Raw genomic sequence first — 24,685 nt, 5'->3', positions numbered from 1 at the left:
ACCAGCATGAAAATGAGCAACCCTGGATTACTTGTACTGACTGGCGGTGATGATGTGGCGGTGGCGCGCGGCGACATTGCCAAGGGTCAGCAACTGTTTGCCGATGGCCTGAGCGTGACTGCGTTGGCCGATATCCCTGCGGGGCACAAAATCGCCCTGCGTGCCGTTGCCCAAGGGCAGTTGGTGCGCAAATACGGGCAGTCCATCGGCCAGGCGAGTGCAGCCCTGCACCCTGGTGATCATGTTCACGTGCACAACCTGCAGATGCCGCAGACCAGCACGAACCACACGCTGGCCAACGTGTACCAACCCACCGTCCAGGATGGCGGCGGTGCCCGCTTTGCCGGGTATGTCCGTGCAGACGGGCGTGTCGGTACGCGCAACTACATCGGGGTGATTTCCAGCGTCAACTGCTCGGCAACCGTATGCAAGCAGATTGCCGCGGCATTTGATGCGGGCTACCTGCGCGACTATCCCAATGTGGACGGCGTAGTGGCAATCACCCATGACAGCGGCTGCGGTATGGGCGCCAAGGGCGAGGGCATCGAGATTCTCAAGCGCACCCTGCGTGGCTATGCCGATCATGTCAATTTCGCCGGTGTACTGGTGATCGGCCTGGGCTGTGAAGTCAATCAACTGGCCCCGCTCATGGAACAATTGGCCGAGCGCAACGCGGTGCTCAAAGCAGGCCTGGTGATCCAGGACGCCGGCGGTACCCGCGAAACGGTGCAACGCGGCAAAGAGCTGGTCAACGCCATGCTCGATCAGGTCAACAGCCAGCAACGCAGCAGCGTGTCGGCCAGCCACCTCACCGTAGGCCTGCAATGCGGTGGCTCGGACGGTTATTCGGGGATTACCGCCAACCCGGCGCTGGGTGCGGCGGTCGACCTGTTGGTGCGCCACGGCGGTACCGCCATTCTCTCCGAAACACCGGAGATCTATGGGGCAGAGCATCTGCTGACGGCCCGCGCAGCGTCAGCGCAGATTGCCGACAAACTGATGGGCCGTATCCACTGGTGGGAGGCCTATGTACGCCAGCATGACGGCGACATGAACAACAACCCTTCACCGGGCAACAAGGCCGGAGGCATAACCACCATCCTCGAGAAGTCCCTGGGTGCAGTGGCCAAGGCGGGGTCTACCGGCTTGATGGCGGTCTATGAATATGGCGAGACAGTCCAGCGAAAAGGTCTGGTGTTTATGGACACGCCCGGCTATGACCCGGTGTCTGCCACTGGCCAGGTGGCGGGTGGTGCGAATCTGATCTGCTTTACCACTGGTCGTGGTTCTACCTATGGCTATAAACCGACGCCATCGCTGAAAGTTGCCACTAATACCCGCCTGTTTGAGCGCATGGCGCTGGACATGGATTTCAATGCCGGAACGATTGTCGATGGCGAGGAATCGGTGATCGAGGCGGGCGCACGCCTGTTCGCACTGATGCTCACAACCGCGTCAGGCGGCAAAACCTGCAGCGAGGAAAACGGCCTTGGCGACAACGAATTTGTGCCCTGGCAAATTGGCGCGGTGATGTAACACTCACACGTCCAAGGGCTGGCTCCAAGCTTTGTGCAGCGCACCCGGGCCTGTGTGGTAGCCTTTGGCATCATTTTTTGGACGCTGCCTCGATGGTCTCCACCTTTGCTCCTTCAGAGCGCAAGCTCTATCAGAAAATCGCCGACCGATTGCGCGACTACATCGTCCAGGGTGACTTCAAGGTGGGCTCGCGCCTGCCTCCCGAGCGCGATTTGACCCAGTTGCTGGGCGTCTCGCGCCCGTCGTTGCGCGAGGCCCTGATTGCCCTGGAAATCGAAGGCAGCATCGAGATCAGAATGGGCTCGGGGGTCTATGTGGCTGCCCGACCGAGCGAAGGCGGCGCCCGTACCGGCACTCATGGCGAGAGCCCGACTGAACTGATGCAGGCCCGCGCGCTGATCGAGGGCGAAGCGGTGGTGCTGGCCTGTATGCACGGGAAAAAGAGCGACTTCCGCTACCTGAAGGAGTGCATTGATGCCATGCGCGCGAGCATCGAAGCGAACCGTCCGCCGCTGGAAGACGACCGAAAGTTTCATCATCGCCTGGCAAAGATGACCGGCAATGGTGCGTTGGTGCGCATCATTACTGCGCTGTTCGATGAGCGTCACAGCCCGATTTCTGCGCAGTTGAGCGAGCGTTCGGAAAACCACGGCACCTGGGATGCCGCGGTGGTCGAGCACGAGGCCATTTTGCAGGCCCTGGAATGCAAGGATGTGATTGCTGCCCAGACTGCCATGCGCCAGCATTTGCTGTGTTCCCAGGCGCGCTGGCTGGGAACGCTGGAAGCCCGGACAGGGGATTAGAGACAGACCGCAAAGCCGTGTAGAACCCAGGCGCGCAGTTTTACTGAAACACCGCAAAGCTCTTCAGCGACTACAACGTCTTAGTCCGGTAATGCATAGGCAATGATGTAGTCACCCACATCAGGCGAGTGGCTCATGCCGCCCGCCGAGATAAGCACATATTGCTTGCCCGTGGCCGGCGACTTGTAGATCAACGGCGCTGCAACCGCACCCACCGGCAAACGTGCCTTCCACACTTGCTCACCAGTTTCTGCGTATTGAGATCAATCGCACTCATGCTGCCGAACGTTCGGATGTTTTTTGGGAGAAATCCTCAGGCCTGAGAAACATTGTTGGTAAAGCAGCAATAATCCGGTGTGGCTACAAGGCTATCGACGAACATGAAATTTCGTCCGAGTGCGCAATCGGCCACAGAAAATATCCTATGCAGGCCTTAATCTTGACGTTTTTGTCGTGTACGCGGATTGCTCATGTCTTCAGTTGTCGATGGTTTGCCCAGTAACAAACGCCTGCCTGCCGTGATCGCGATCTCCCTGGGGATTGGCATGGCGACCCTCGATACCGCCATCATCAACACCGCCTTGCCAACCCTGGCCGAAGGCATCGGCACTGACTCCGCCTCGGTCATCTGGGTAGTCAACGCTTACCAACTGGCGACCATTGCCGCGGTGTTGCCGTTTGCTTCCCTCAGTGACGTGTTGGGCCATCGCCGGGTTTTTCTCGGCGGCCTGCTGGTGTTTATCCTGGCCTCCCTGTTCTGCGGGCTGGCGTGGTCGCTGCCCACGCTGACTGCCGCGCGGGTGGTGCAAGGGCTGGGCGCTGCGGCGATCATGAGTGTGAATATCGCGTTGTTGCGCCACATCTATCCGGCAAAAATTCTGGGCAGGGGGCTGGGCTATAACTCGCTGGTGGTGGGGCTGGCTTTCACTCTGGGGCCAACGGCTGCATCGGCCATCCTGTCGGTGACGACCTGGCATTGGCTGTACCTGATCAATGTGCCTTTGGGGCTGCTGGCCGTTGTACTGGGCTTGCGCTCGTTGCCGGAGATTCCCAGAAGCGGACACGCGTTTGACCGGCTGGCCGCGATATTGTGTGCCGGGCTGTTTGCCTTGCTGGTGCTGGGGCTGGGTTCGGCGGTACATGGCGCCGAGGGCGATTTAAGCCTGGGGCTGATCGGCGTGGCGCTGGTGTGCGGGGTATGGCTGATGCGCCGTCAGGCTGCGCATCCGGCACCGATGCTGGCGATTGATCTGTTCAAGCGGCCACTGTTTGCCTTGTCCTCTCTGACCGCGATCTGTGCGTTCAGCGCCCAGGGGCTGGCGTTTGTTTCGCTGCCTTTTCTGTTGCAGACGGCGCTTGGCCACAGCCAGGTGGCTACCGGTTTTTTGATGACGCCGTGGCCCGCGGTGGTGGCGATCATGGCGCTGATTGCCGGGCGTCTGGCGGACCGCGTATCGCTGGCACTGCTGTGCGGCATCGGCCTGTTGATGTTGAGCGCAGGCATGGCAGCGCTGGCGTTATTGAACGAAGGCGCTTCGACCTTTGATATTGGCTGGCGCATGGCGTTGTGTGGCGCCGGTTTCGGGTTTTTTCAGTCGCCCAACCTCAAGGCGATCATGACCAGTGCGCCGCTGGCCCGCAGTGGTGGAGCCAGCGGCATTGTCGCCACGTCGCGGTTGCTGGGGCAGACACTGGGCGCGTCACTGGTGGCGCTGTGCTTTCACTTGTCTGCGGTCGGCGGCCCGTACCATGCATTGTGGCTGGGCTGCGCTTTTGCCCTGGCGGGTGCGTTGACCAGTGGCCTGCGTTTGATGCAGCAGCCCGGACAGGCTTGAGGTGCGGCAGAGTCAAAAGTAGGACTCTCGCGGTGGGCTATTGATCCGGCAAGCTTTCTCAGCCGTCAGAGCGCCATGAGCATTTCATGCCAGGCCATGCCGCCATGCCCGGAGGGCGATGGCTGGACGTACTGATAGTCCATGCGGGTATAGAGAGGCACATGCTGTTGTTTGCACATCAGATGGATCGAGTGCTTGCCCTGGTTGCTCATCTGCCTGACAAACTCATTCATGAGCAGCCTGGCAAAGCCCTTGCCCTGGTGTGCGGGGGCAACCACTACGGACATGATTACCACATTGGGTGCAACAGGGTCGTGGCCGATCAGCTCCTTGAAAGCCTCATCCGACATCACGACGTTGTAGGCACAGCCGCTATTGATAAACCCGACGATTTCCCCAGCCTGCTCAAGCACAAGAAACCCTTGGGGATACTGGGCGATTCGCGTTCGGATCTTCTCCAGGGTGGCTGCTTCATCGCCTTCATAGGCCGAAACCTCGATCTGATAGCAGGATTCGGCATCCTGGGGCGTTGCCTGCCTGAAGAGGGGCTCGGGCATGACCATGGCTTAATCCCCGGTGGTTGTTGTGGTGTCCTGCTCCGATTGCTCGGCCAGCTTCAGGCGGTCAGCCTTGCTGATGTACGGGTTCTTGTTCTTCGGGGCCAGCTTGGCGTTGGCCTTCTTGGCATTGGCCTTCAATATCTGGTTGATTTTTTTACGACGATTCATGGTTGCTGCTCGGTGTGTGGGGCGTAGGGCAGCGATTTTACAGGGGTTATGCAGCGCTCTGAGTATTATTGTCTGAAAATTTGTTCAATGGCCGCAATTGGGTATGCGTAACGCAAGCATGGGCTCGCGTGACTATAAATAACTCATCGTAAAGGTCATGGACGTATTGGCGGTGCCAAACCCCAGCGTTTGATCTTCGAGGTGAATATAGGCGGCGCTCAGCGGGATCTTGAAGTTGCCGCCCTGTACATCGTAAGCGCTGAACACATGCGCCTTGTCCAGAGCCAACGGGGTGCCATCACCATCCATTATCCGTAGCCCGACGCCCTTGGCGCCGGACGCGCCGTCCAGCGCAACCAGGCCATTTTCCCTGTCGATAACGGGGGTATTGGCTTGCAGCGAATAGGTCACCTTGTCGATGCCTTGGGGGCATGCATTGAGGGCAATATCGAAGTTTACGGGGTGTGTCTGGCCTCGACTGCCTGTGACTTCACTGGCCACATAATCGCCCATATTCACTGAGACATCGGGGGTTTTGCAGGATGATGCGGAGATGATCAGGCTGCCGGTCATGGTTACGTTATGAGTGACCAGTGTCCCGTAATTGATCGTACCGACTGTAAAAGGACCTATAACCGAGCCGTGTTTGATGGTGCCGATTTTCACAAATCGGTAAATAAACCTCACCCCGTAAGCACTCCCTACGTTTGTCGGACGGTGGGTTCTGTCGCCAAACACATTGATTGTGTATTTGGGGTCATCGTAGGAACTGAACATCTGCAGTGCAATGCCGCTGTTTTTTATCGGGAATATATACCCGCTCGCCGGCGCCGGCCCTAATGCAGGATTTGGAATCAGGCCGATGGGCGTAATGCTGTCACACGTTATATTGTTGGTTTCACGCGCTATATAAGAGCTTTCATAGACCGTACGGTCATGTTCCAGGTCGGCAGGGATACTGATAATACCAGGGCCTTTGAGAAGAACTTCAGCTGCTGTGAGCGGGTTGTTTCCGCGATTGAAATGGCAGTCAGCGAATGAGTCTGTGTACCCGAAGAGTAAAAGCAGGGCCAGTAACGGCAAGAGCTTTACATGACTTGTTTTTTGTATTGCACCTGAGAGGATGCGTGTTGTTGCATGTGTGTGGATATATGTTTGTCTGCGCTGCACAGTAGCTCCAGGGTAGTTCATTCAGATCGCAGGATGCGAGTTATAAATAGCTGATCGTAAACGTCAGGGATGTATTGGCGGTACCAAATCCCAATGTTTGGTTGTCAAGTTGAATATAGGCGGCACTCAGCGGGATTTTGAAGTTGCCGCCTCGAACATCATAAGCGCTGAAATCATGTGCCTTGTCCAAAGCCAGAGGTGTTCCATCGCCGCCCATTATTCGCAGCCCGATGCCTTTGGCGCCGGACGCACCATCCAGTGCGACGAGGCCAGTTTCCCTGTCGATAACAGGCGTGTTGGCTTGCAGCGAGTAAGTCACTTTGTTGATACCGTCGGGGCATTCATTGAGCGCAATATCAAAGCTTACGGGTTGGGTCTGGCCTCGGCTGCTCGTCACTTCACTGGCCACGTAATAACCCATGTTCACCGAAACATCGGGGCTTTTGCAGGATGATGCGGAGATAATCAGGCTGCCGGTCATGGTCACGTTGTGAGTGACCAACGTTCCGTAATTTATCGTCCCGACCGTGAAAGGGCCGATTACGGTGCCATGCTTGATGGTGCCGATTTTTACAAACCTGTAAATAAACCCTGTCCCGTAAACGCCCCATGAGTTTGTCCGGTACACGGTTCTGTCGCCAAACACATTGATTGTGTAATCGGGTTCTGCATAGTTGTTGAATATCTGCAGAGCAACGCCGCTGTCGTTAATCGGGAATAGATACCCGCTCGCCGGCACCGGCCCTAACGCAGGATTTGGGATCAGGCCGATGGGCGTAACGTTGTTACAGCTAATACCGTTGGTGCCGCGTGCTATATAAAAGCCTTCATATATCGTACGGTTGTTTTCAAGGTCGGTGGGTATGCTGATAACGCCGGGGCCTTTTAGCAGAACCTCAGACGGCGTGAGGGGATTTCTACCTTCATTAAAACGACAGTCTGCGAATGCGTCCGTGTGGGTAATGAGTAAAAGCAGGGCAAGTAACGGCAGGAGCTTTATAGGTTTTATGTGTGTGTTGTACATAAGCGTGCCTTTTCCAGTTTGAGAATCAACGCCCCTCGGTGCCGGGCAAGCAAATCAGCTTGAAGCGTTCGTAGTTCACCTTTTCCTGCTTTGGTGCCAGTGCATAGGCCGCCTGGCATTGCTTGCCTTGCCATTTGATGGTCAGCGTGGCGCTGTCGTCCTCGACCATGGCCAGGGCTTTGCCCGTAGGGTCGGAAATCGCCAGTTGCACACCCTTGGCGTCTTCCACCGAGGCACCGAACGGGATTGAGCGGTTTTGTGCATCGACCAGTTCAAACTGAATCCGCCGGCCCTTGCGGCCCTCGAAGCGTGCCACCACCACCGCGCCTCGGCGCGGCACCAGTTGTTGGGTGGCGCTATCAAGTTCAACGTCACCGCCCAGGTTACGGGTGTCCAGGCTCAACCAGTTCACCCGGTATGGCTGGGTGTTGGGAATAACGGCGTAACCGTTGTTGCCGGTCGTGACCCCCGAGTGCGTGCTGATCTCGACGCCGGATATTCCCGCGACTTCGACCAGGGCGAAGGTTTCACCTACGGTTTGCCCAAGGTTGACCCCGCCGCCGTGGGCGATTACCGAGCCGGAGACGTTCACGTTTTGGGAGTCAAAGCCCCTGCCTTTGCTGTAGCCGACACTGATGTCGGCTATCGATGTGCGGGTGTTCACACTGAGAGAGCCGGATTCACCACCCTGACTGCTGTCACCGGCCTGGACTGAGTAAAACGAATCACTGTTGTCCGACAGATAACCACTGACCCCTAATTGTGTGCTGTTGCCGCTGCGGTCACTTGTGGTGGACACAAAGGCCCGTGGCGACCGGGGGCGAGAGCCCAGCGGGAAAGAGACCGAGAGGTTGACCTGATTGTCCGTGTTCGACACGCCGCGTTCATCAATATCCAGGCTCCTGCTCGCACTCAGGCTGTAGTTGAGTTCGCCCCAGTTGTTGCTGTAACCCGCAGAGAAAGTGCGTGAGCCACCCCGGTTCCAATAGCGCTGGTCGGTGCCGTTGATATAGAGCGAACCATATTGTCGTGTCCCACCCAGGGTCTGGTTGACGGTCAGGTCGGTGCGGGTTTTAGAGCTGCCACTGCGCGGCCTGATGCCCTCACTGATGTCTTCAACATGATCGCTGAAGCTGCGATAGCCTTCTGTGGAGTAGCGATAGGCGGCCAGGGTGAAGCTGGTATCGGTGCCGGTGAATGTTTTTGCATAGAGCGCCCGCACGCTGTTGCCCTGGGTGGTTTTACCCTGGGCGCGGCTGGATGACTGGGTGAGATCGAATGAGACCGCGCCAAGGGAAGTGTTCTTCGCGGCTCCGAGCGAAAACGCCTGGAAATTTTCACTGGCTTGCAGGCCCGCAATACCTGTCAGGTTGCTGTTTATGCCATAGGCGGCGGTGCTGCTGACAAAGGAGGGCGATGCTGCGCCCTCGGCGTTGCTGGCGTATTGGCCAGCAGACACACTGTATTTGAGCTGCCCTTCGCGAACCATCGTGGGAAGCGCGGAAAAAGCCTGTTTGCTGATTCTGCGACGACCGTCGGCTTCGATAATCACCACCTCCAGATCACCGTTGGAACCCGTAGGGTATATATCGCTGATCTCGAACGGACCAGGCGGCACGATAGTGGTGTAAAGAATGTAGTTGTCCTGACGAATCTCGACCACCGCATTGGAATCGGCGACACCGCGAATGATCGGCGCATAACCCCGTTCGCTGTCGGCACGCATGCCTTCATCCGAGGCCAGTTTTACCCCGCGATAACGCACGCTGTTGAACAGCTCGGTATCGGAGAAGATCTCCCCGGCACTGAACTGCCCCTTGAGAGCGGTAACGTCACGCTGCACGTAACTGCGATTACTCTTGAATGTGTTTGCATGACCGGTGCGGGTGCTCAGATTCGACTCGTTGCGCAGGCGCCATGCGCCCAGGTTGATGCCATTGCGCATGCTCAAGTTGTTGGAGACCTGTGTGCTGAACTCAGTGGAGCTGCGGTTGCTGTTGAACTGATAGTTGATAAACCCGGCCGGAACACCTTCGTCCCATAGTTCTGGGTCCACAAAACCACGCAAGCCTCGAGCCATTGCCAATTGCGGCACGCTGAAATAAAGCCGTAAGCGGCTGGAGTCGTAGCGCCACGTAGCTTTATCAATCATGGACGTCAGGTCATGGCAGGCTTGCGGTAACTCGGGATCAAGCAACCCCTGGTCTTGCAGCTTTTGTAGATCAACGCCAAGTTGTTGAATCAGATCAACCGTCATGCACGGCTCGACCTTGCCGTTGTGCGCGTTGGGCGCGAACTCGATATCCCTGCGACCCACCAGTACGTCATTACTGTATAAGTCGACCCGGTATTTTCCTGGTAATACACGGTGGGTGCTCAACAGTGTGTGCAGGTCCACCGAGGCTCCACCCTGGAAAAAAGTGGTGTTGTAAACTTCTTCTTGTGGCTGTGCCGGTTCTTCGCCCCAAGCCATGCTCGACAGTGTGATAGTAACGACCAAATACAGCGGGTGAATAGTGCTGATTGTAGGGGAGGCATCTGTGCGGGCGCGTTTTTCTACGCAACTATCATGCGTGTGATTATTGGAGAAAAACATATGGATAGCCTATGTCGTCAATATGACGTATGCCGTCATAAAGTGTGCGAATAATAAAGCTCGAGGCATAGCCGTTGGGGCAGGTGATTTATTGTTGATCTTGGACTTCTGCTGGGGTTGCCGAACTCATTGACTGGAAGTTCACGGTTGTTTCAAATTTCTGCAGGGCGCCATAATCATTGATGCTTGCAAATCGCAATGAAGGCGATAAAGACAGGGGCGCAGCTTTTAACTTGAACGTTCTGTCCTCGCCAGGAGCGATCATGGTGGCGCCGATAATCAATTCGGCTTTATCGCTCTTGCCCACTTCAAGGTCAGCTAATGACACATGGTAATGGCCAGGATTATTGACCTTTAGAAGGGTTTGCCCGCCCTCGTTTTGCAGTTTCCATTTTAGTTGCGCAGGCGCTTTGGCTGCTTCGCCAGGTAAATCCGCTGGCCGAAAAAAAATTTTGACCCGTTGACGCACGGCTAATTGCAATATGTTGGCGTCGCTTGCACTGGCTTGCGGTATTTCCTGAACGTTGAGCCATACGACCGATTCTTTGTCGATCGGCATGCCTCCACCTTCGTAAAGAATACGCAGTAATTGTTGTTGATTGGCCGCGACACGGGCCAGCGGTGGAGTGATAGCAAATGGCAGCGATGTATTTTCAGCCAGGTCGCTATCGATCCATGACTGCACCAACACGTTTTGCCCCCCATTGCGTACCGTGATATTGGCTTCTTTGCGTGAGCCATCAAATATCACCCGTGTTGCACTTAACGAAATGCTCGCGAATGCTTCAGTGGTGACAAACAGACTGATAGCACTTAGAAAAACAGGGATTGAACGTCGCATCATAGGTGTGGCCCAAAAAATGTAAGTGGGGGAAGGGGAGGCCCGACAGCCTCCGCCCTGTATCCAGATTTATTCGTACTGAAGTACAAATGGCAGTGTTGCGTTACCTGTACCGGCAACGGCGGTTGCTGCATCACCCGTGGTGACGTAGGCAGCGGCGAATGACAAGGTGCCGTCACCACCGACGGCTTTCTCGCCGCTAAGACCGGTTGTGACCAAGGCAGTGGTGTCTGAGGTCAGGTCTATCAAAGCACCATCACTGTCAAGCAGGGCGATACCCACCCCTTTGGCCGCATCTGTGCCTTGCAGCTTCAACACTTTTTTACCTGTAACCAGGCCAGAGCCGCCGTTGAGGCTTGGTTTGAACACCATTGATACTTTGGTGCCAGCATTACAGTTGACCTTCAAGTTAAAGTCATTGGCGCTGATGCGCCCGGCGTTAGGGGCTGTATCGCTGCCCATGTCCTTGATCGATACGTTGCCCATATCAACAGAAATAACTTTGTCTTTACCGGTGCTGCCGTCAACAGAACAAGCATCATTGTTAATGAAGCCCATAAAGTTGATCTGGCCACTGCCACCTTTAACTGTAACAGGCTCTGCAAAAGTAGCGCCGGAAGCGGCGAGAGCCGACAGGCTGAGAATGGCAAGGTAGAGATTTTTCATGTTGATATCCTTAAGGTTGTAGTGTGTTCAGCGAACTGCGGAGTCCATGTTAGGGGGGCGTTCTGCTGCTGTCTTTGAGGATTGCCTTAAAATAATATTTCAGGCGGGGCACAACTTTATATATAAGCAAGGTGCCGTGCAGCCATGATCGTTTTGAGGCAAATCCTAGTGTGTATTCCAGGTGCGCTCGTTATATTGATCTATGCGTCGCAGGCGCTGTCCGATCGTCGACGTGCATTAGAACAGGCGTATCAGAAACCGCTTTTATGAATATTAAAATTATCTTTTGAAGTTTTCCTTCTGTCTGCTCCAGTCAATGCGGCGGGCAAATTGGCTGATAGGTTATGGAGCCTTGCAATGTTTAAGTCCATCAGGGTAGGTGTTCTGGATACCCATGAGATAGCCCGTTATGGCTTGTGTTTGCATCTTTTCGAACAGCCGTGATATCACGGTTGTTGGTTCCTATGGACGTTGCGATATCGCTATGCGTGGTGTTTCCGAGGATGAGTTTGACTTGCTGCTGATAGGGCACTTGTCAGAGGGGAATGATACGGTTGCGCTTATCAGGGCACTCAGCATAGAACAGTCGACACTGAGAATTCTGGTTTTGCTGGATCAGCCGCATCTGCCGACAGCTGTATTGCTCATGGCATCAGGGGCTCACGGCATTATTTGCAAGACACAACCACTGGATAGCTATGTAACAGCCATTCGCAGCCTGGCCAACGGAGAGTTTTATTTCTGCTCCAGGTTGATTTTGCAAGCGACCTTCGACATGCCGGTCGGTACCCATGCAGGTGATGGAAGTGCAACGCGGGTGTGCCTGTTGGATCGCGTAATGTTGACGTCACAAGAGCGAGAAGTGCTGCATTTGTGTGTGGCCGGATTGACCGACACACAAATAGCGGCGGGCTTCACAAGAAGTGTCAAAACGATCAACGCTCAGAAACGTGCAGCCTATAAAAAGCTGGGCTTGAGAAATGATCTTGATTTGTTCCGGCGTCTGCCCCTGCGTTTCTCTTGAACAGTTGTATTTCAAACGGGAAAGATGTTTTGAACACACTGCGTTTGCTGATGTTTGAGCGTCACGATTTACAGCGTGCTGTTGCAGTCAATACGTTGCTTGATATGGGGTGCATTGATGTCTTGCAAGCCTCTTGCGGGGAGGCCGCCCTGTCATTGCTGCACCTGCACGGAGGCGTTGATATCGTGTTATGTGATTTGCAGACCCTGGCAACCGATGGGTTGTGCTTTTTGAGTCAGGCACGTGAGGCAGGTTTGGTCAATGCGGTGATTATCTGCAGTTCGATACCCGATGAGCTGGTGTATACCGTGGAGCAAATCGTAAGGCTGCAGGGCTTGGAGTGGCTGGGCAATGCAGTCCGGCCACTCGTGGCAGAGGAGCTTGCCCTGTTGTTGCAAGCTTACTGTGCAAGCGGTCGAGCCAGTCAAACCGGTATTGGACAGCCCTGTGACTCGGGATCTGAACCTGATGATGAGGACATACTCGAAGGCATCGATCGGCAAGAGTTTTGTGCCTGGTTTCAGCCAAAATTCCATCTGGGCAGTGGATTGATCCAGGGTGCCGAGGTGTTGCTCAGATGGCAGCGGGCGCAGGGTGACATGTTGTCGCCGGAGGCATTTCTTCCCGCTGTCGTTCAGTTGGGGTTGCTCGATAAGGTCTTCTTCAGAGTATTTGAGCAAGGGCTGCGTTTGCAGCAGTTTATGCAGGCGGGTGGAAATGGGTTCAACCTTGCGTTCAATCTGGATACAACGCAACTGGAATGCCCGCGCTTCGTTGACCGGATCAGGCAGGTGCTGAATAAACACCATGCAGCACCGGCAAGCCTGACGTTTGAACTTACGGAAACCGGTCTTTTGCTAGCCCCCGGGAGGTGCATGGCGAGCATGTTTGGGCTGCGCATGTTGGGTTGCAACTTGTCGATGGATGACTTTGGTGTCGGCTACTCATCGCTTGAGCGGTTGTGCCAGTTGCCGTTTAACGAGGTGAAACTGGATGGCGGTTTTATCCGCGACTTTAAGCGCAATCGCTCAGTTGCAGTGATCAGGAGTGTCCTGCACTTTGCGCGGTCGTTGGATATGCAGGTGGTTGTCGAGGGGATAGAAACCGTAGCGCAATTACGCTGCCTGCAAGGCATGGGTTGCCAGTTGGGGCAGGGGTATTTGTATGCCCGACCAATGAGCGAGGCAGAGTTGATGACCTGGACCTTTTCAGGCGATCCGTCGATATGGCGCGCAGCTTTGCACCCTGCGGGGTGAACTATTTTTACGCCGAACCCTCTCAGCGGCTGATTTTGAGGCAATCCCTATATGCATTGTCTTGTGCATCGTTCAGACTTTTCCTATGTTTTTAATGATTAAAACGTGAGCGATCCGGAGACAAAGAATGCAGTTTTCTGTTGTCACACCCTTACGTGTTGCCGTGCTGGATGATCATTCTCTTATTCGACTGGCCTTGAACTCGCGGCTGAGCCGGGAGACTGACCTGGCGGTGGTCGGCGTGTACAGCGCAAGCGCCGAGTTGATTTCGGCCCTGCGGGTGCAGACGATTGATCTATTGGTACTGGACTATCAATTGCATGATGGCGAGCTGGATGGTCTGAACCTGATTCGCTTGCTGCGAAAGCAATATCCGCAACTGCTTATCCTCATTTCTTCTTCGGCGGAGAAGCCTGCAATAGTCAAGCTAGCCATTGGCGCAGGCGCGAATGGTTACTTGGGGAAGTCTCAACCGGTTGACGATCTCATCCTGGCCATTCGCACCGTGGCATCGGGGCAGTTGTACCTGTCGTCGATGATGGCCCATGAACTCGACAAAAAGCCGATTCCTGGCCATGAGCGCCCCTGTGACACGGGCGAAGACCCGGCTGGCGATACCTTGCTCGTCGGTAACGTTGCGCTTTCACCCAAAGAGCGTGAGGTGCTGCGGTGTTGCCTGGAGGGCATGCAGGTTTCGCAGATTGCACTCAAATTCATGCGCAGCCCTAAAACCATCAGCGGGCAGAAGCAGGCGGCCTTCAGAAAGCTGGGTATACGCACCGATCTTGAATTGTTCAGGTTGCAACACAACCTCGATCAGCAGTGATTGCACCCTGGTTGATACACAACGGAGTTGTAACAGGGGTTGCGGTATCACTTGGCGCTGCCATTAAACGCGCGGTGTTAGCGATCGTTGTGATGCATTTTTTTCCATATGATCCGCTGCTTGCAGCCACCGACGAGGGGCTGCTGCGGCTGGAGGAACGTGATTACTGCCCAGCGGCGCAAGTCTCTCTTGCCAATGATGACTGGCAGTGGCTCAGGCAAAAGCGTGCATTGGTGATTGGCGTCGCCCAACCCGATTACCCGCCTTTTGAGATGACCGCGGGTTCCCCGTTTTACGAGGGTATTACTGCAGACGTAGTGTGCTATTTGGGGCAAACACTTCATATCGATACAAAGCTTCGCCGCTTTGCTGATCGGGGCAGTGCGTTGGCCGCACTCGAACGTGGCGAAATTGATCTGTTGGGCAGCTCCAGCGCTCTTGAGGTGCTTGGCAATAATGCGCTACTCAGTAAACCTTATGTGCAAGACCAGCCAGCCCTGTTTGTCCGTTACGCAGATCAGCAACCGTTGCCGTCCAACCTGGCAGGAAAGCGCATAGCGGTAGCTGCGGACTATCTCCCCTACAGCCAGCTTGCAATACGGTATCCCGATGCCCGGTTTATTGCTTACGCATCACGCAACCTGGCTTTGGCTGCGCTCGCGTTCGGCGGTCTTGATGGTTACCTGGGAGACGGCTTGTCGAGCAACTATCTGATCAACTTGAATTATTTCAACGATGTGCGTCTTGAGCGTTTTGTCGATGTGCACAGTGGCGGCTTCGCGTTCGCCATCCAGCCTGGCAACACACGGTTGAAAACGGTGCTGGACAGTGCAATCAGCGCAATGGACGAAAATAGTCTGCAGCAGATCGTGAAACGCTGGTCCGGGGGTGGGGCCATGCTATCGGCCCGGCAAATTGACCTGTCCATCAATGAGCAACGCTGGATAGAGCGTCACCCGGTTGTGCGTTTCGTGGTTAATGATGACTTGGCGCCTTTTGCTTTCTTTGATGCCGAGGGGCGTTTTAGTGGAATGAGTTCGGAACTGCTGGAGTTGATTAACAGGCGCACGGGGGTGCAATTTGTAGCGGTTCGCACTGACAGTTTTGCCAGCCTGCTCAGCTCTCTGTCGGATAACAGCGCGGATCTGACCCTGGCTGCGCACACGGCTGAGCGTGAGAGCAGCCTGCGGTTCAGCAAGCCCTTTATGTTCAGTTCGTTTGTGATTGTCACCCGTGACGTGGCCGACCCGCCTTCAAGTCTTCAGGGTTTGCGTGGCAAGCGGGTCGCTGTGCCGATGATGGCGGCCGAGCGCAACGTGCTGGGTACCTACAAGGATATCGAAGTCATTGACTCATCTACCATTCTCGAGTCCCTCGCGATGGTTGCCGATGGGCGGGCAGACGCGACCTTCGCCACACTGCACGGCGCCCGCTACTACCTTCAGCATCTGTACCCAGGCAAGTTGCGCATCAGCAATATCCTGCAAGGTGAGTATGGCGCCCTGGCCTTTGCGGCCCAGCGCGGTGAGACCGAATTGATCTCAATTATCGACAAGGCGCTTCGCAGTATTACCCGTGACGAAATTAATCTGGTACTTAATCGCTGGCGTCCCGTTGCAGTGTTTGAGGTCATGAAATGGAGAAACTATAAAGCCCTTATTTACCAGATGGCTGGAGTCGCCTTCCTTTTCGTTTTTTGCTCATTGGTCTGGAATATTTACATCCGCCGACAGATTCGCGAGCGCAAGCGTGCACAGTTGGCCCTCAGTGATCAGTTGGCCTTTATGGAGGCACTGATCAACGGCACTCCGCACCCGATCTACGTACGTGATCGTCAAGGCGTAATGGTGACTTGCAACACTCATTACCTGAAAACATTTTCTGTCGCCCGTGAGGAGGTTATCGGCAAAACCGCGCTGCAAAGCGCCAAGCACAACAGCGACGAGGCCATGCAGTTCCACGCCGGTTATATGCGGGTCATCCAGCAGGACGAGCCCTACGTGGTCGATCGCACGTTACACGTGGGTGACTCGAAACAGATCATTTACCATTGGATTCAGCCATTTCATGATACTGGCGGGCAAGTTCAGGGTGTTATTTGTGGCTGGATCGATATCAGTGAACGACGCGAACTTATTGAGCAATTACGTGCGGCCAAGCACCAGGCAGACAATTCAAACAGGGCCAAGACCACCTTCCTGACGACCATGAGTCATGAGATTCGCACCCCGATGAGTGCCGTCATCGGCATGCTTGAGCTCGCATTGAAGCGTGCCGAAAAAGGCGACTTCGATCGTGGCTCCATCGAGGTGGCATACACCTCGGCCAAGGGCATGCTTGAACTGCTCGGCGATATTCTGGATCTCGTGCGGATTGAATCAGGGCATGTCAGTCTTTCGCCCAGAAGGGCGAATTTGCGGGAGCTCGTCGAGTCGGTTGTGCGAGTGTTTGAAGGTCTTGCCAGGCAGAAAAACCTGATCATGAAGCTGGATATCGACGCCAGTGTCGGCTGTGACGTGCTTGTCGATCCAGTGCGCTTCCAGCAGGTGCTTTCTAACCTGCTGGGTAATGCGATCAAGTTCACGGACAGCGGAGAAGTCCGCATTTCGCTTCGCGTCGAGCAGATCGTAGATGAGCGTCTACAGGTGATACTGAGGGTTGAAGACACCGGAATCGGTATTGATGCTCAAGATTTGCAGCATTTGTTCCAACCTTTCTCTCAGGCCAATCATGGCGCAGCTTCCAGGGGTGGCACGGGGCTTGGGCTGGTTATCTCGCGCTCATTGTGCGAGCTGATGGGCGGTAGCCTGCAAATCTGCAGTGCAATAGGTCAGGGGACGACACTCGAAGCGTCATTCTTATTCAATAAACTAAGTGCTGTGCCTCTTTCGCCGCCACAGCGCGAACAAGGCCTTGGGGCTGCTCGCGCCTTGAAGGTGCTGGTGGTAGATGATCAGCCTGCTAACCGTTTACTTCTGGTCCAGCAATTGACGTTCCTGGGCCAGTCGGCAAGCGATGCCGGGGATGGGGTGGTTGCGTTGCAGCTTTGGCGGGCAGGGCACTTCGACATCGTCATCACTGACTGTAATATGCCGTTGATGAGTGGCTACGATCTGGCTCAGCAGATCCGTCAGGATGAAGCACAGCGGGGTATGGTTGCTTGCCTGATAGTGGGCTTTACAGCGAGCGTCCAGCCAGAGGAAAAGACCAGGTGCCTAAAGGCAGGCATGAATGATTGTTTATTCAAACCTATGAGCCTGAAAGCGTTGTCGACACTTTTGTCGAGTTGGCAAGCGCCACTGGCAGAGAGTTTCGTTTCCGGGCATGACATTCAGGTTTGTGCCGATCAGGTATCCATCACGGCACGTCTGCATGAGTTGACTGGCGGTGATGATGAGGCAGTCGCGGGGCTGATTCATGAGGCGCTGCGCAGTAGCGAAAAAGATATGGCAGAGCTTCGCGATCTGCTGGCCAGGCATGACACGTCAGGATTTGCGGCCCTGGCCCATCGTATCAGGGGGGCGGCGCTTATCGTGAACGACCCGCTTGTTATCAAGTGCTGCGAAATGCTGGAACAGGCTTGCAGTGCATCGCTGGTTGTACCTGCACAGGTGCTCCACTGCGCCGGATTACTTGAACAAGCACAGGAAAAGCTGGTGAAAAACTTGCGTGAAATATCCCATGCCTCTTGCGTGTGATTAGCTTGCTTGCAGCGACATATTGATGTCGTTGAGAGCTTTGGCCAGATCCTTTACGGCCTGACGTATTGATTCAGGTTCGCCATTATTGGCAGTCAGTTCTTCCAGGGTGATGCACAGCAACAGCAAGCCCTGCGAATTGAGTACGTAGGCAGTGCCTTTGAGCTTGTGGGCAATACGTGCCAGTGCATCGCAATCGTTTTGGCCCAGGGATAGTTCCAGCGCCAACAATTCCTCATTGTTGCTGGTGATGACGTGTTCAGCTATCTCAAGCTGTACCTCTTTCGCCAGGTCGGATTGTGTCTGCGTTTGCTCTTTGTCATCACGGTTGAGTGTGGGAATAAATCGATTGAGCCCGGCAAGGTTGATGGGCTTGGCGAGCGCTTCATCCATGCCTGAAGTCAGGCATTGTTCGAGCGCTTCACGCTGTGCATCGGCAGTGATGCCTATGATGATGCAGGCTTTTCTGCACAGGCTGGATTCGAGGTCACGAATGGCGCGCGTCATTTCATAACCGTTGAGGTGCGGCATGTTGCAGTCGGTCAACACGATGTCGATGTCGTGTTTTTGCCACAGCGCAATACCTTCCTGGCCATTGTTGGCAATGACCGCATGGTGCCCCAGGTAGCTGATTTGCTGTTCAAGCAAGTACTGGCTTGGCAAGTGGTCTTCGACTATCAATATGTTCAGTGGCGAATCGATAGGTGCCGGAGCGTGTGTCAGAACCTCATCGCTCCCTGCGCTGTCCGCGCTCACACACTGAAAACGTGCATTGAAGATCATCGAGGTGCCAACACCCAGCTCGCTTTCGACACTTAGATGGGCATCCATCAACTGGCTGAGCACCTGGCTGATAGACAAGCCGAGACCGGCACCGGCATTGGGGGTGTTCACTGCGCTGTCGAGTTCAAAGAAAGGCGTAAATACCTTGTCGATTTGTGACGCTGCAATACCTCTGCCGGTGTCGGTGACGCTGATACGCACTTGCACTGCGTGTTCGCCCTCGTAGTTGCCGCGACAACGGATCACGATGCCGCCTTTATCCGTGAACTTGATTGCATTACTCAACAAGTTGGACAGTACCTGTTTGAATTTCAGTTCATCGATCCACAACCGCTCTTCAGCCGTTTGATCCAGCTCCAGGCAGATACTAAGATGCTTCTGGCGTGCCAGACCGATGAATACGGCGGTTACCGATTCGATCAACTGCTTGAGCGTGGATATTTGCGGGCGCAGGGTCAGCTTGCCTGACTCGATGGTGGATATATCGAGGATTTCGCCGATCAACCCAAGAAGACTGTGTGCGCTATCGTAAGCAATATGCACTGACCGGGTATTGAGGGAGGGATCTTCTTTACGGGTCAATACCAGCTCCAGCATGCCGATAATTGCGTTCAGCGGTGTGCGAATTTCATGGCTCATGGTCGCCAGAAAAACCGACTTGCTGCGGTTGGCCTTTTCCGCAGCCTCTTTGGTGACCTCCAGTTCATCAAGAATAAGCTGGCGCTGATGCAGGTCTAGCTGCTTGCGTATGATCCGCCGCCGTTGGGCGACGATCAGCAATGCCGCCACGATGAGCAGCACGCACAGTGCGCCCAGGGTACTCCAGGTGGTGGAGGCTAAACCTTCCCAATGTTTGTCGTCAGTTGCCGCGTTGGCCCGCCAGCGACCGGTTATATGTATGACTTGCTCCGGGGTTATTTCAGCCAGTGCTTTGTCTAGAATCGACATTAGCAAAGGGGCTTTCGACGGTGTGGCGAAGGTGACCTGTGCATCATTATGGTTAATCACACCGTTTATTTTCAGGCTGTTCTCATACTTATAGGACAGGTAGTAGCGCGCCATATTAGCGGGTACCAGGGAGAAGTCCGCTTCGCCGCCGCGCACTCGATTAAGTGCATCGGCGGTCGTAGTCGCCTCTATCAAGCGAAGGTGTGGATAGTTGTGGAGCAACTCGGGCGGCACTTGGTTTTTGGCTACCGCCAGTGAGGCAGCAGTGTGTGCGTGCAGTGCGGTGAGTGAAGTGTCTTCTCGTCGGGTGACGATCAGGTAGGGGGCGGTCACGAAAGGCCGGCTATACAGATAAGCCCCCTGTGTTGCACTGGTATGGAATAAAACGCTGAGGTCAGCTTCACCCTGGCTGAGCAAACCCAGTGCATCACTCAGGGAACTGACGCGAATGATCTCAAAGCGGATGCCGGTTTTACGTCGCACGATATCCAGAAGTTCTGAGGCAATACCGTTGAGTCTGCCCCTGTTGTCAAAAAAACTGTAAGGCGCCAAATCTTCACTGATGGCCAGCTTGACCACACTTGCCTTGTCGAGCCAGGCCACTTCGGGCTTGCTGAGGTGCAGGCGAAAGCTGCTCATGTCGCATCCCTCTGAGTCACCCCAGATGCGCATGGCAGCGACCAGGTAACATCGCGAGAGGCCGCCCAGTGTTTGATTCAACACAGAACCGAGCATTGTGTTGGAGGCGTTGAAGGCAAAGCCCACTGGGATTTCTGCCAGGCGGGTACTCTGATTGACAACCAGCTGATTGCTGAACAATTGGGCAGACAGATAGCGACTGGAGAAAGTATCACCTATAAAGGCTTGGGACTTTCCGCTCAAGACCGCTGACATGGCATCGCGAATTGAAGGGTAAAGGGTAGTGGTACCCTGACCGCCAGTCTGTTTGTACAACTCCTGGAACTGTTCGTCGGCGAAGGCAATTTGGGTGGCACTCGCCTGCATGTCGTAGTCGTGCAGATCTCCGGCTTCGGTGAACAATGCCAGCTCGGTAAACGCGTAGGGCGGGCTTGATTGCACCTGATAGTGTTTGGCCTCAGTCGAAGTTGCGACGGCCACCAGGTCTATCTGGCCTTCGCGCAAGGCTTGGTACAGCGCATCGGTTGAAGTGAAGCGGCGAATGACCAGCTTCAGCGCCAACTCACGCTGCAAGGCCGACAGATAGTCGGCGGCAATGCCTTCCAGCTCATCGCGCGCCGTAATGATTTTGTAGGGTGGATAATTGCCCTCTGACACGCCGACAATCAGGGTGTGCTTCTCCAGTACCCACGCTTTTGTCGCCGCATCCAGATGCACCTTCAGGCCCTCCAAGGGCTGTCGCGCATGGATTCCAAGGGGGTTGCCATCGGCCAATGAACTGCATGAAACCAGTAACAGCAGAAACATCCCGAAAACGTGTTGCAGTGGCAGTGATTTCAAGTTGTCACTCTTGGGCAGGATTGTTCAACTGAGCCAGGTTTTCTCTGGCGGCTGAATGTGCGGGCACAGACAGTTCTGATCGTTGCGCTTATCCGCAATTAATACACAATAAAACTGTACTCGGTAACAGAAAACCTCAGTGTTATGAGGGTTAAATTCGGTTTGAAGCGGGCATCTGTGCCAGAGATGAGTATGTGATATGCCGCTGAGGGTTAATGATCGTTAGCGCTGATTTGCCTGCGATGGGCACGTCACTGCCTGCCAAACGCAACCAGACCCAGCTCGCCGGACGCCGCTTTGGCTGTAGTCCGGGGTAAATCGGTTCAGGCATGGCTGGACGTTTTTGTCAGGCAGTACCGCGGAACGTCGAAGAACTCGCCCGGCGTGTCGATTACTGCCACGGTGATTGATACCCGCAACGACAGGAAGCGCCTCTACAGATTGCTCTCATCCACATCCAGCGCCTGGCCGATAGCGTAGTAATGTCCTCCGGCGATGTAATGCAGGCTGCGCAAGGTCGGGGCGGCCGTTTCAAAGTGCCAGTGACCTTCGCTGAAAACGCGAGTGTCGGCCCAGGCCCCAACCACTTCCCCGATAAACAGGTCGTAAGTTTGTTGGTTGTGCGGTTCGGGGATCAACTTGCAGGCCAGCCAGGCTGAGCAACCTTCAACAAATGGCAGGTCATGGGCAGGCATCTCGAACAGTTGCACCGCGCAATGCTCGAGTTTGTCCGGGTCATCGACCAGGCTGACGCTGCCGACCAGGCTGGTCAGCCTGATTTGGGCTACGGTAGGTACCTGGATCACAAAGACCCCGCTGTTTTCCACCAAGGCGCGGGTTTTCACGTTTTTATCCAGCACCACGGTCAACTTGGGCGGGTCGAAGTCCAGGGCGCATGCCCAGGCTGCTGCCATGACATTCTGCACCCCTGCATGGCGGGACGAGACTAGAATCGTCGGGCCGTGGTTAAGCAGTCGGTAGGCTTTGTCCAGAGGGACGGCTGCAATATGTTCGTGCATTGTGGCTCCGCAATCGGGCAGTTTTAAAGTGCGGTCAAGGCCGCCGGCTTTGACTTATCGCCAGAAGGATACGACGCTGGATTCTTTATCTGAAGCGTCTTTGAACAGGAATAACCATGGCCAACCCTTACCGCGAACTTCTGGCAATACCTGGCGTCATGGGGTTGGTGGTGGCAAGTTCGATTGCCCGTTTGCCGCAGGCAATGATCGGCATCGGCATCATCACCATGCTGGTGCAGCAAACAGGGCTTTACTGGCTGGCCGGGGCGGTGGCCGGAACCTTTACCCTGGCCAATGCCCTGGTGGGGCCGCAGATATCAAAACGCGTCGACCGGTTGGGTCAGCGCCGGGTGCTGCCGGTGTTCACCGCATTCAGCATCGCCATGCTGCTGGCGTTGATCGCCGCAGCACATCTGCGTGCCGACGCACCGTTGCTGTTTGTCCTGGCGGCACTGGCAGGCACCATGCCAAGCATGCCGGCCATGACCAGAGCGCGCTGGACCCAGCTTTTTCGCGGCAAGTCGCTGCTGCATACCGCGTTCTCCCTGGATACCGTGCTAACTGAAATGGCCTTTATCCTGGGGCCGCCCCTGGCGATTGGCCTGAGCACCGGGCTGTTTGCCGAAGCCGGGCCCCTGGCGGTGGCCGTACTACTGGCGGTGGGCGTTACGGCGTTTGTGATGCAGCGCCAGACTGAGCCACAGATCATCAAGTCGGCCAGCACTCATACAGGCTCGACCTGGCGTCTTGCGGGCCTGCCTACCATTGTCCTGGCCTTGCTGGGCATGGGCGTTATCGGCGGCTCCGTCGATGTGGCCGTGGTTGCCTTTGCCAACGCCCATGACTGGCCGGCATCTGCCAGTTTTATCCTTGCCGCCTATGCTCTGGGGTCATTGATTGCCGGTCTGGCCTTTGGCGCTTTCAGAATTGCCATGCCCATGGCACAGCAATTTTTTATCGGGATTCTGGTCACGGCCATCACTGCGGTATTGCCGATTTTTTCATCCGGTGTCTATGTCCTGGCCCTGTTGCTGTTTGTTTCCGGGGTGTCTTTCGCACCAACCATGGTGATTGTCATGAACCTGGGCACGCTTATATTGCCGCCGCAGCGGGTCACTGAGGGTCTGACCTGGATGTCCACTGGCATCAGCATCGGCGTGGCATTCGGCGGGGTGGTGGCAGGCCTGGTGATCGACGCCTGGGGCGCCCGCGCCGGTTTTGCCGTTCCTATTGTCGCCGGAGCGGTGATGGTGCTGATTGTATTGCTTGGCCTGCGCACGCTGAATGTTGCAGCACAGGCTCAGTCACAGCAGGATTTTGCCAGGTGAGTGGTAATTGCTCCTGCGCCTTGCAGGTGTCAAAGGCTGTCCGGATCTCCGAAAAACATCTGAATCCGTGATCGCAACCAGCGCTCCCCGGGATCGTTGTCCTGGGCGCCGCGCCAGGCCATATGCAGCTCGAAGCTTTGGGTGTCCAGCGGCGGGTCTTCGGCGCGCACGCCACCCGCCGCGGTAAGGGCTTCGGCCGTATAGTCGGGCACGGTGGCGATGATATCGGTTCCTGCCAGCAGGGTGCTCAGGCCATTGAACTGCGGTACGGCGAGCACCACATGACGCTTGCGGCCCATTTTTTCCAGTTCGGTATCGATAAACCCGCTCAGGTCACCGGCGAACGACACCAGTGCGTGGGGGCGTTCGCAGAAGTCGTCCAGGCTCAGGGGGCCGGGCATGGTGTCGGCACGTAACAGTTTGGGACGGCTACGGCGCAGTACTTTGCGCTTGGCGTTGGCAGGCAGGTCGCTGGTGTAGCTGACGCCCACCGAAATCTCGCCCGAGGCCAGCAGTGGCGGCATCAGTATGTAGTTGACGCGGCGGACAACCAGGACGATACCCGGTGCTTCTGCACGCAAGCGCTTGAGCAGCAGCGGCAGCAGGGCGAATTCGACATCGTCCGACAAGCCGATGCGAAACACTGAGGTGCTGGTCGCCGGGTTGAACTCTGAAGCGCGGCTCACCGCCGTGGAAATCGAGTCAAGGGCAGGCGAGAGCAGGGCAAAGATCTCGATCGCCCGGGCAGTCGGCTCCATGCTGCGCCCGGTACGGACAAAAAGCGGATCGTCGAACAGATTGCGCAAGCGTGACAGCGCCGCACTGATGGCCGGCTGGCCCAGAAACAGCTTCTCGGCTGCACGGGTCACACTGCGTTCATGCATCAGGGTTTCAAAGACGATCAGCAGATTCAGATCGACGCGACGCAAGTCGTTACGGTTCATCGGGCAGGCTTCGCAGTCGGTTCAACAGGTAGTGAGGTAACGGATCTTACTGGCAAAACTGTTTTTTCGTCACTCGGTAGATTTTCTTTCTTGCTTGACTGTAGGAGGTTTAACTCCTGTTTATGGTGGTTTCCCCGGTTTTTCAGGGCTTCTGCTCGCTGTAAACCTGTCGGCGGATCAA

General features: G+C 55.6%; 19 protein-coding genes. 8 read left to right on the top strand and 11 right to left on the bottom strand.

What is annotated here, in order from left to right; all coding sequences use genetic code 11:
• Positions 1-6 precede the first annotated feature (6 nt).
• Positions 7-1,536 carry an altronate dehydratase family protein gene (locus QN377_RS12615; RefSeq protein WP_322212946.1) on the top strand — a complete coding sequence of 510 codons (1,530 nt, stop codon included), beginning with the start codon at positions 7-9 and terminating at the stop codon, positions 1,534-1,536.
• A 92-nt stretch (positions 1,537-1,628) separates the two neighbouring features.
• Positions 1,629-2,339 (top strand): FadR/GntR family transcriptional regulator, encoded by a 711-nt coding sequence (locus tag QN377_RS12610; RefSeq protein WP_095017984.1) that lies wholly within the window; start codon positions 1,629-1,631, stop codon positions 2,337-2,339.
• Positions 2,340-2,419: 80 nt separating this feature from the next.
• Here QN377_RS12610 and QN377_RS12605 read toward each other — a convergent pair whose 3' ends face one another.
• Positions 2,420-2,575 (bottom strand): hypothetical protein, encoded by a 156-nt coding sequence (locus QN377_RS12605; protein ID WP_153326233.1) that lies wholly within the window; start codon positions 2,573-2,575, stop codon positions 2,420-2,422.
• Between the two features lie 234 nt (positions 2,576-2,809).
• On the opposite strand from QN377_RS12605, the gene QN377_RS12600 reads away from it, so the two are divergent.
• Positions 2,810-4,174: an MFS transporter gene (locus tag QN377_RS12600; RefSeq protein ID WP_146540931.1), complete on the top strand. Its 1,365-nt coding sequence runs from the start codon at positions 2,810-2,812 to the stop codon at positions 4,172-4,174.
• Between the two features lie 65 nt (positions 4,175-4,239).
• Here QN377_RS12600 and QN377_RS12595 read toward each other — a convergent pair whose 3' ends face one another.
• The 7 genes from QN377_RS12595 to QN377_RS12565 all read right to left on the bottom strand — a co-directional run bounded on the left by QN377_RS12595 (position 4,240) and on the right by QN377_RS12565 (position 11,199).
• Positions 4,240-4,731: a GNAT family N-acetyltransferase gene (locus tag QN377_RS12595; protein WP_322212943.1), complete on the bottom strand. Its 492-nt coding sequence runs from the start codon at positions 4,729-4,731 to the stop codon at positions 4,240-4,242.
• 9 nt (positions 4,732-4,740) lie between these two features.
• On the bottom strand, positions 4,741-4,902 hold the full coding sequence (locus QN377_RS12590) for a DUF2986 domain-containing protein (protein ID WP_095031598.1): 162 nt from the start codon (positions 4,900-4,902) through the stop codon (positions 4,741-4,743).
• A gap of 132 nt (positions 4,903-5,034) precedes the next feature.
• Positions 5,035-6,072, bottom strand: a complete 1,038-nt coding sequence (locus QN377_RS12585) for a fimbrial protein (RefSeq protein WP_257011942.1) — start codon at positions 6,070-6,072, stop codon at positions 5,035-5,037.
• Between the two features lie 40 nt (positions 6,073-6,112).
• Positions 6,113-7,096: a fimbrial protein gene (locus QN377_RS12580; RefSeq protein WP_153326238.1), complete on the bottom strand. Its 984-nt coding sequence runs from the start codon at positions 7,094-7,096 to the stop codon at positions 6,113-6,115.
• A gap of 25 nt (positions 7,097-7,121) precedes the next feature.
• Positions 7,122-9,569, bottom strand: coding sequence for a fimbria/pilus outer membrane usher protein (locus tag QN377_RS12575; RefSeq protein WP_322212940.1), 2,448 nt, complete (start codon positions 9,567-9,569; stop codon positions 7,122-7,124).
• Positions 9,570-9,780: 211 nt separating this feature from the next.
• Positions 9,781-10,536, bottom strand: a complete 756-nt coding sequence (locus tag QN377_RS12570) for a molecular chaperone (RefSeq protein WP_133144570.1) — start codon at positions 10,534-10,536, stop codon at positions 9,781-9,783.
• A gap of 66 nt (positions 10,537-10,602) precedes the next feature.
• Positions 10,603-11,199: a fimbrial protein gene (locus QN377_RS12565; protein WP_314491765.1), complete on the bottom strand. Its 597-nt coding sequence runs from the start codon at positions 11,197-11,199 to the stop codon at positions 10,603-10,605.
• A gap of 484 nt (positions 11,200-11,683) precedes the next feature.
• On the opposite strand from QN377_RS12565, the gene QN377_RS12560 reads away from it, so the two are divergent.
• The 4 genes from QN377_RS12560 (at position 11,684) to QN377_RS12545 (ending at position 18,003) form a co-directional block, all read left to right on the top strand.
• Entirely contained in the window at positions 11,684-12,223 is a 540-nt protein-coding gene (locus QN377_RS12560; protein WP_322212937.1) for a response regulator transcription factor, read from the top strand.
• Positions 12,224-12,252: 29 nt separating this feature from the next.
• A complete protein-coding gene (locus QN377_RS12555; RefSeq protein WP_240043213.1) occupies positions 12,253-13,479 on the top strand; it encodes an EAL domain-containing protein in 1,227 nt (408 codons plus the stop codon).
• A gap of 127 nt (positions 13,480-13,606) precedes the next feature.
• Positions 13,607-14,305, top strand: coding sequence for a response regulator transcription factor (locus QN377_RS12550; RefSeq protein WP_271351140.1), 699 nt, complete (start codon positions 13,607-13,609; stop codon positions 14,303-14,305).
• The gene (locus QN377_RS12545; RefSeq protein WP_322212936.1) at positions 14,302-18,003 is read left to right on the top strand and encodes a transporter substrate-binding domain-containing protein; all 3,702 of its coding nucleotides are present in this window, start codon (positions 14,302-14,304) and stop codon (positions 18,001-18,003) included. The genes QN377_RS12550 and QN377_RS12545 overlap by 4 nt, the downstream gene beginning before the upstream one ends.
• On the opposite strand, the gene QN377_RS12540 is transcribed toward QN377_RS12545, so the two are convergent.
• The gene (locus QN377_RS12540; protein WP_322212935.1) at positions 18,004-21,213 is read right to left on the bottom strand and encodes a transporter substrate-binding domain-containing protein; all 3,210 of its coding nucleotides are present in this window, start codon (positions 21,211-21,213) and stop codon (positions 18,004-18,006) included. It lies immediately after the preceding gene.
• Between the two features lie 434 nt (positions 21,214-21,647).
• Entirely contained in the window at positions 21,648-22,232 is a 585-nt protein-coding gene (locus tag QN377_RS12535; protein WP_095017978.1) for a flavin reductase family protein, read from the bottom strand.
• A 116-nt stretch (positions 22,233-22,348) separates the two neighbouring features.
• Here QN377_RS12535 and QN377_RS12530 point away from each other — a divergent pair, with 116 nt between their 5' ends.
• Positions 22,349-23,560: an MFS transporter gene (locus QN377_RS12530; RefSeq protein WP_095017977.1), complete on the top strand. Its 1,212-nt coding sequence runs from the start codon at positions 22,349-22,351 to the stop codon at positions 23,558-23,560.
• A gap of 29 nt (positions 23,561-23,589) precedes the next feature.
• On the opposite strand, the gene QN377_RS12525 is transcribed toward QN377_RS12530, so the two are convergent.
• Positions 23,590-24,504 (bottom strand): LysR family transcriptional regulator, encoded by a 915-nt coding sequence (locus QN377_RS12525; protein WP_095000309.1) that lies wholly within the window; start codon positions 24,502-24,504, stop codon positions 23,590-23,592.
• Positions 24,505-24,685 lie beyond the last annotated feature (181 nt).

This window comes from Pseudomonas sp. CCC4.1, from assembly GCF_035019225.1.
GTDB classification, from domain to species: domain Bacteria; phylum Pseudomonadota; class Gammaproteobacteria; order Pseudomonadales; family Pseudomonadaceae; genus Aquipseudomonas; species Aquipseudomonas bubulae.
This window is presented reverse-complemented; position numbering and strand designations above follow the sequence as displayed.

Bases quoted from the DNA above. Each gene is read 5' to 3' on its own strand.
- QN377_RS12615 (WP_322212946.1), top strand. From the start codon at position 7: ATGAAAATGAGCAACCCTGGATTACTTGTACTGACTGGCGGTGATGAT.
- QN377_RS12610 (WP_095017984.1), top strand. From the start codon at position 1,629: ATGGTCTCCACCTTTGCTCCTTCAGAGCGCAAGCTCTATCAGAAAATC.
- QN377_RS12600 (WP_146540931.1), top strand. From the start codon at position 2,810: ATGTCTTCAGTTGTCGATGGTTTGCCCAGTAACAAACGCCTGCCTGCC.
- QN377_RS12595 (WP_322212943.1), bottom strand. From the start codon at position 4,731: ATGCCCGAGCCCCTCTTCAGGCAGGCAACGCCCCAGGATGCCGAATCC.
- QN377_RS12590 (WP_095031598.1), bottom strand. From the start codon at position 4,902: ATGAATCGTCGTAAAAAAATCAACCAGATATTGAAGGCCAATGCCAAG.
- QN377_RS12580 (WP_153326238.1), bottom strand. From the start codon at position 7,096: ATGTACAACACACACATAAAACCTATAAAGCTCCTGCCGTTACTTGCC.
- QN377_RS12575 (WP_322212940.1), bottom strand. From the start codon at position 9,569: ATGGCTTGGGGCGAAGAACCGGCACAGCCACAAGAAGAAGTTTACAAC.
- QN377_RS12570 (WP_133144570.1), bottom strand. From the start codon at position 10,536: ATGATGCGACGTTCAATCCCTGTTTTTCTAAGTGCTATCAGTCTGTTT.
- QN377_RS12565 (WP_314491765.1), bottom strand. From the start codon at position 11,199: ATGAAAAATCTCTACCTTGCCATTCTCAGCCTGTCGGCTCTCGCCGCT.
- QN377_RS12560 (WP_322212937.1), top strand. From the start codon at position 11,684: ATGCGTGGTGTTTCCGAGGATGAGTTTGACTTGCTGCTGATAGGGCAC.
- QN377_RS12550 (WP_271351140.1), top strand. From the start codon at position 13,607: ATGCAGTTTTCTGTTGTCACACCCTTACGTGTTGCCGTGCTGGATGAT.
- QN377_RS12535 (WP_095017978.1), bottom strand. From the start codon at position 22,232: ATGCACGAACATATTGCAGCCGTCCCTCTGGACAAAGCCTACCGACTG.
- QN377_RS12530 (WP_095017977.1), top strand. From the start codon at position 22,349: ATGGCCAACCCTTACCGCGAACTTCTGGCAATACCTGGCGTCATGGGG.
- QN377_RS12525 (WP_095000309.1), bottom strand. From the start codon at position 24,504: ATGAACCGTAACGACTTGCGTCGCGTCGATCTGAATCTGCTGATCGTC.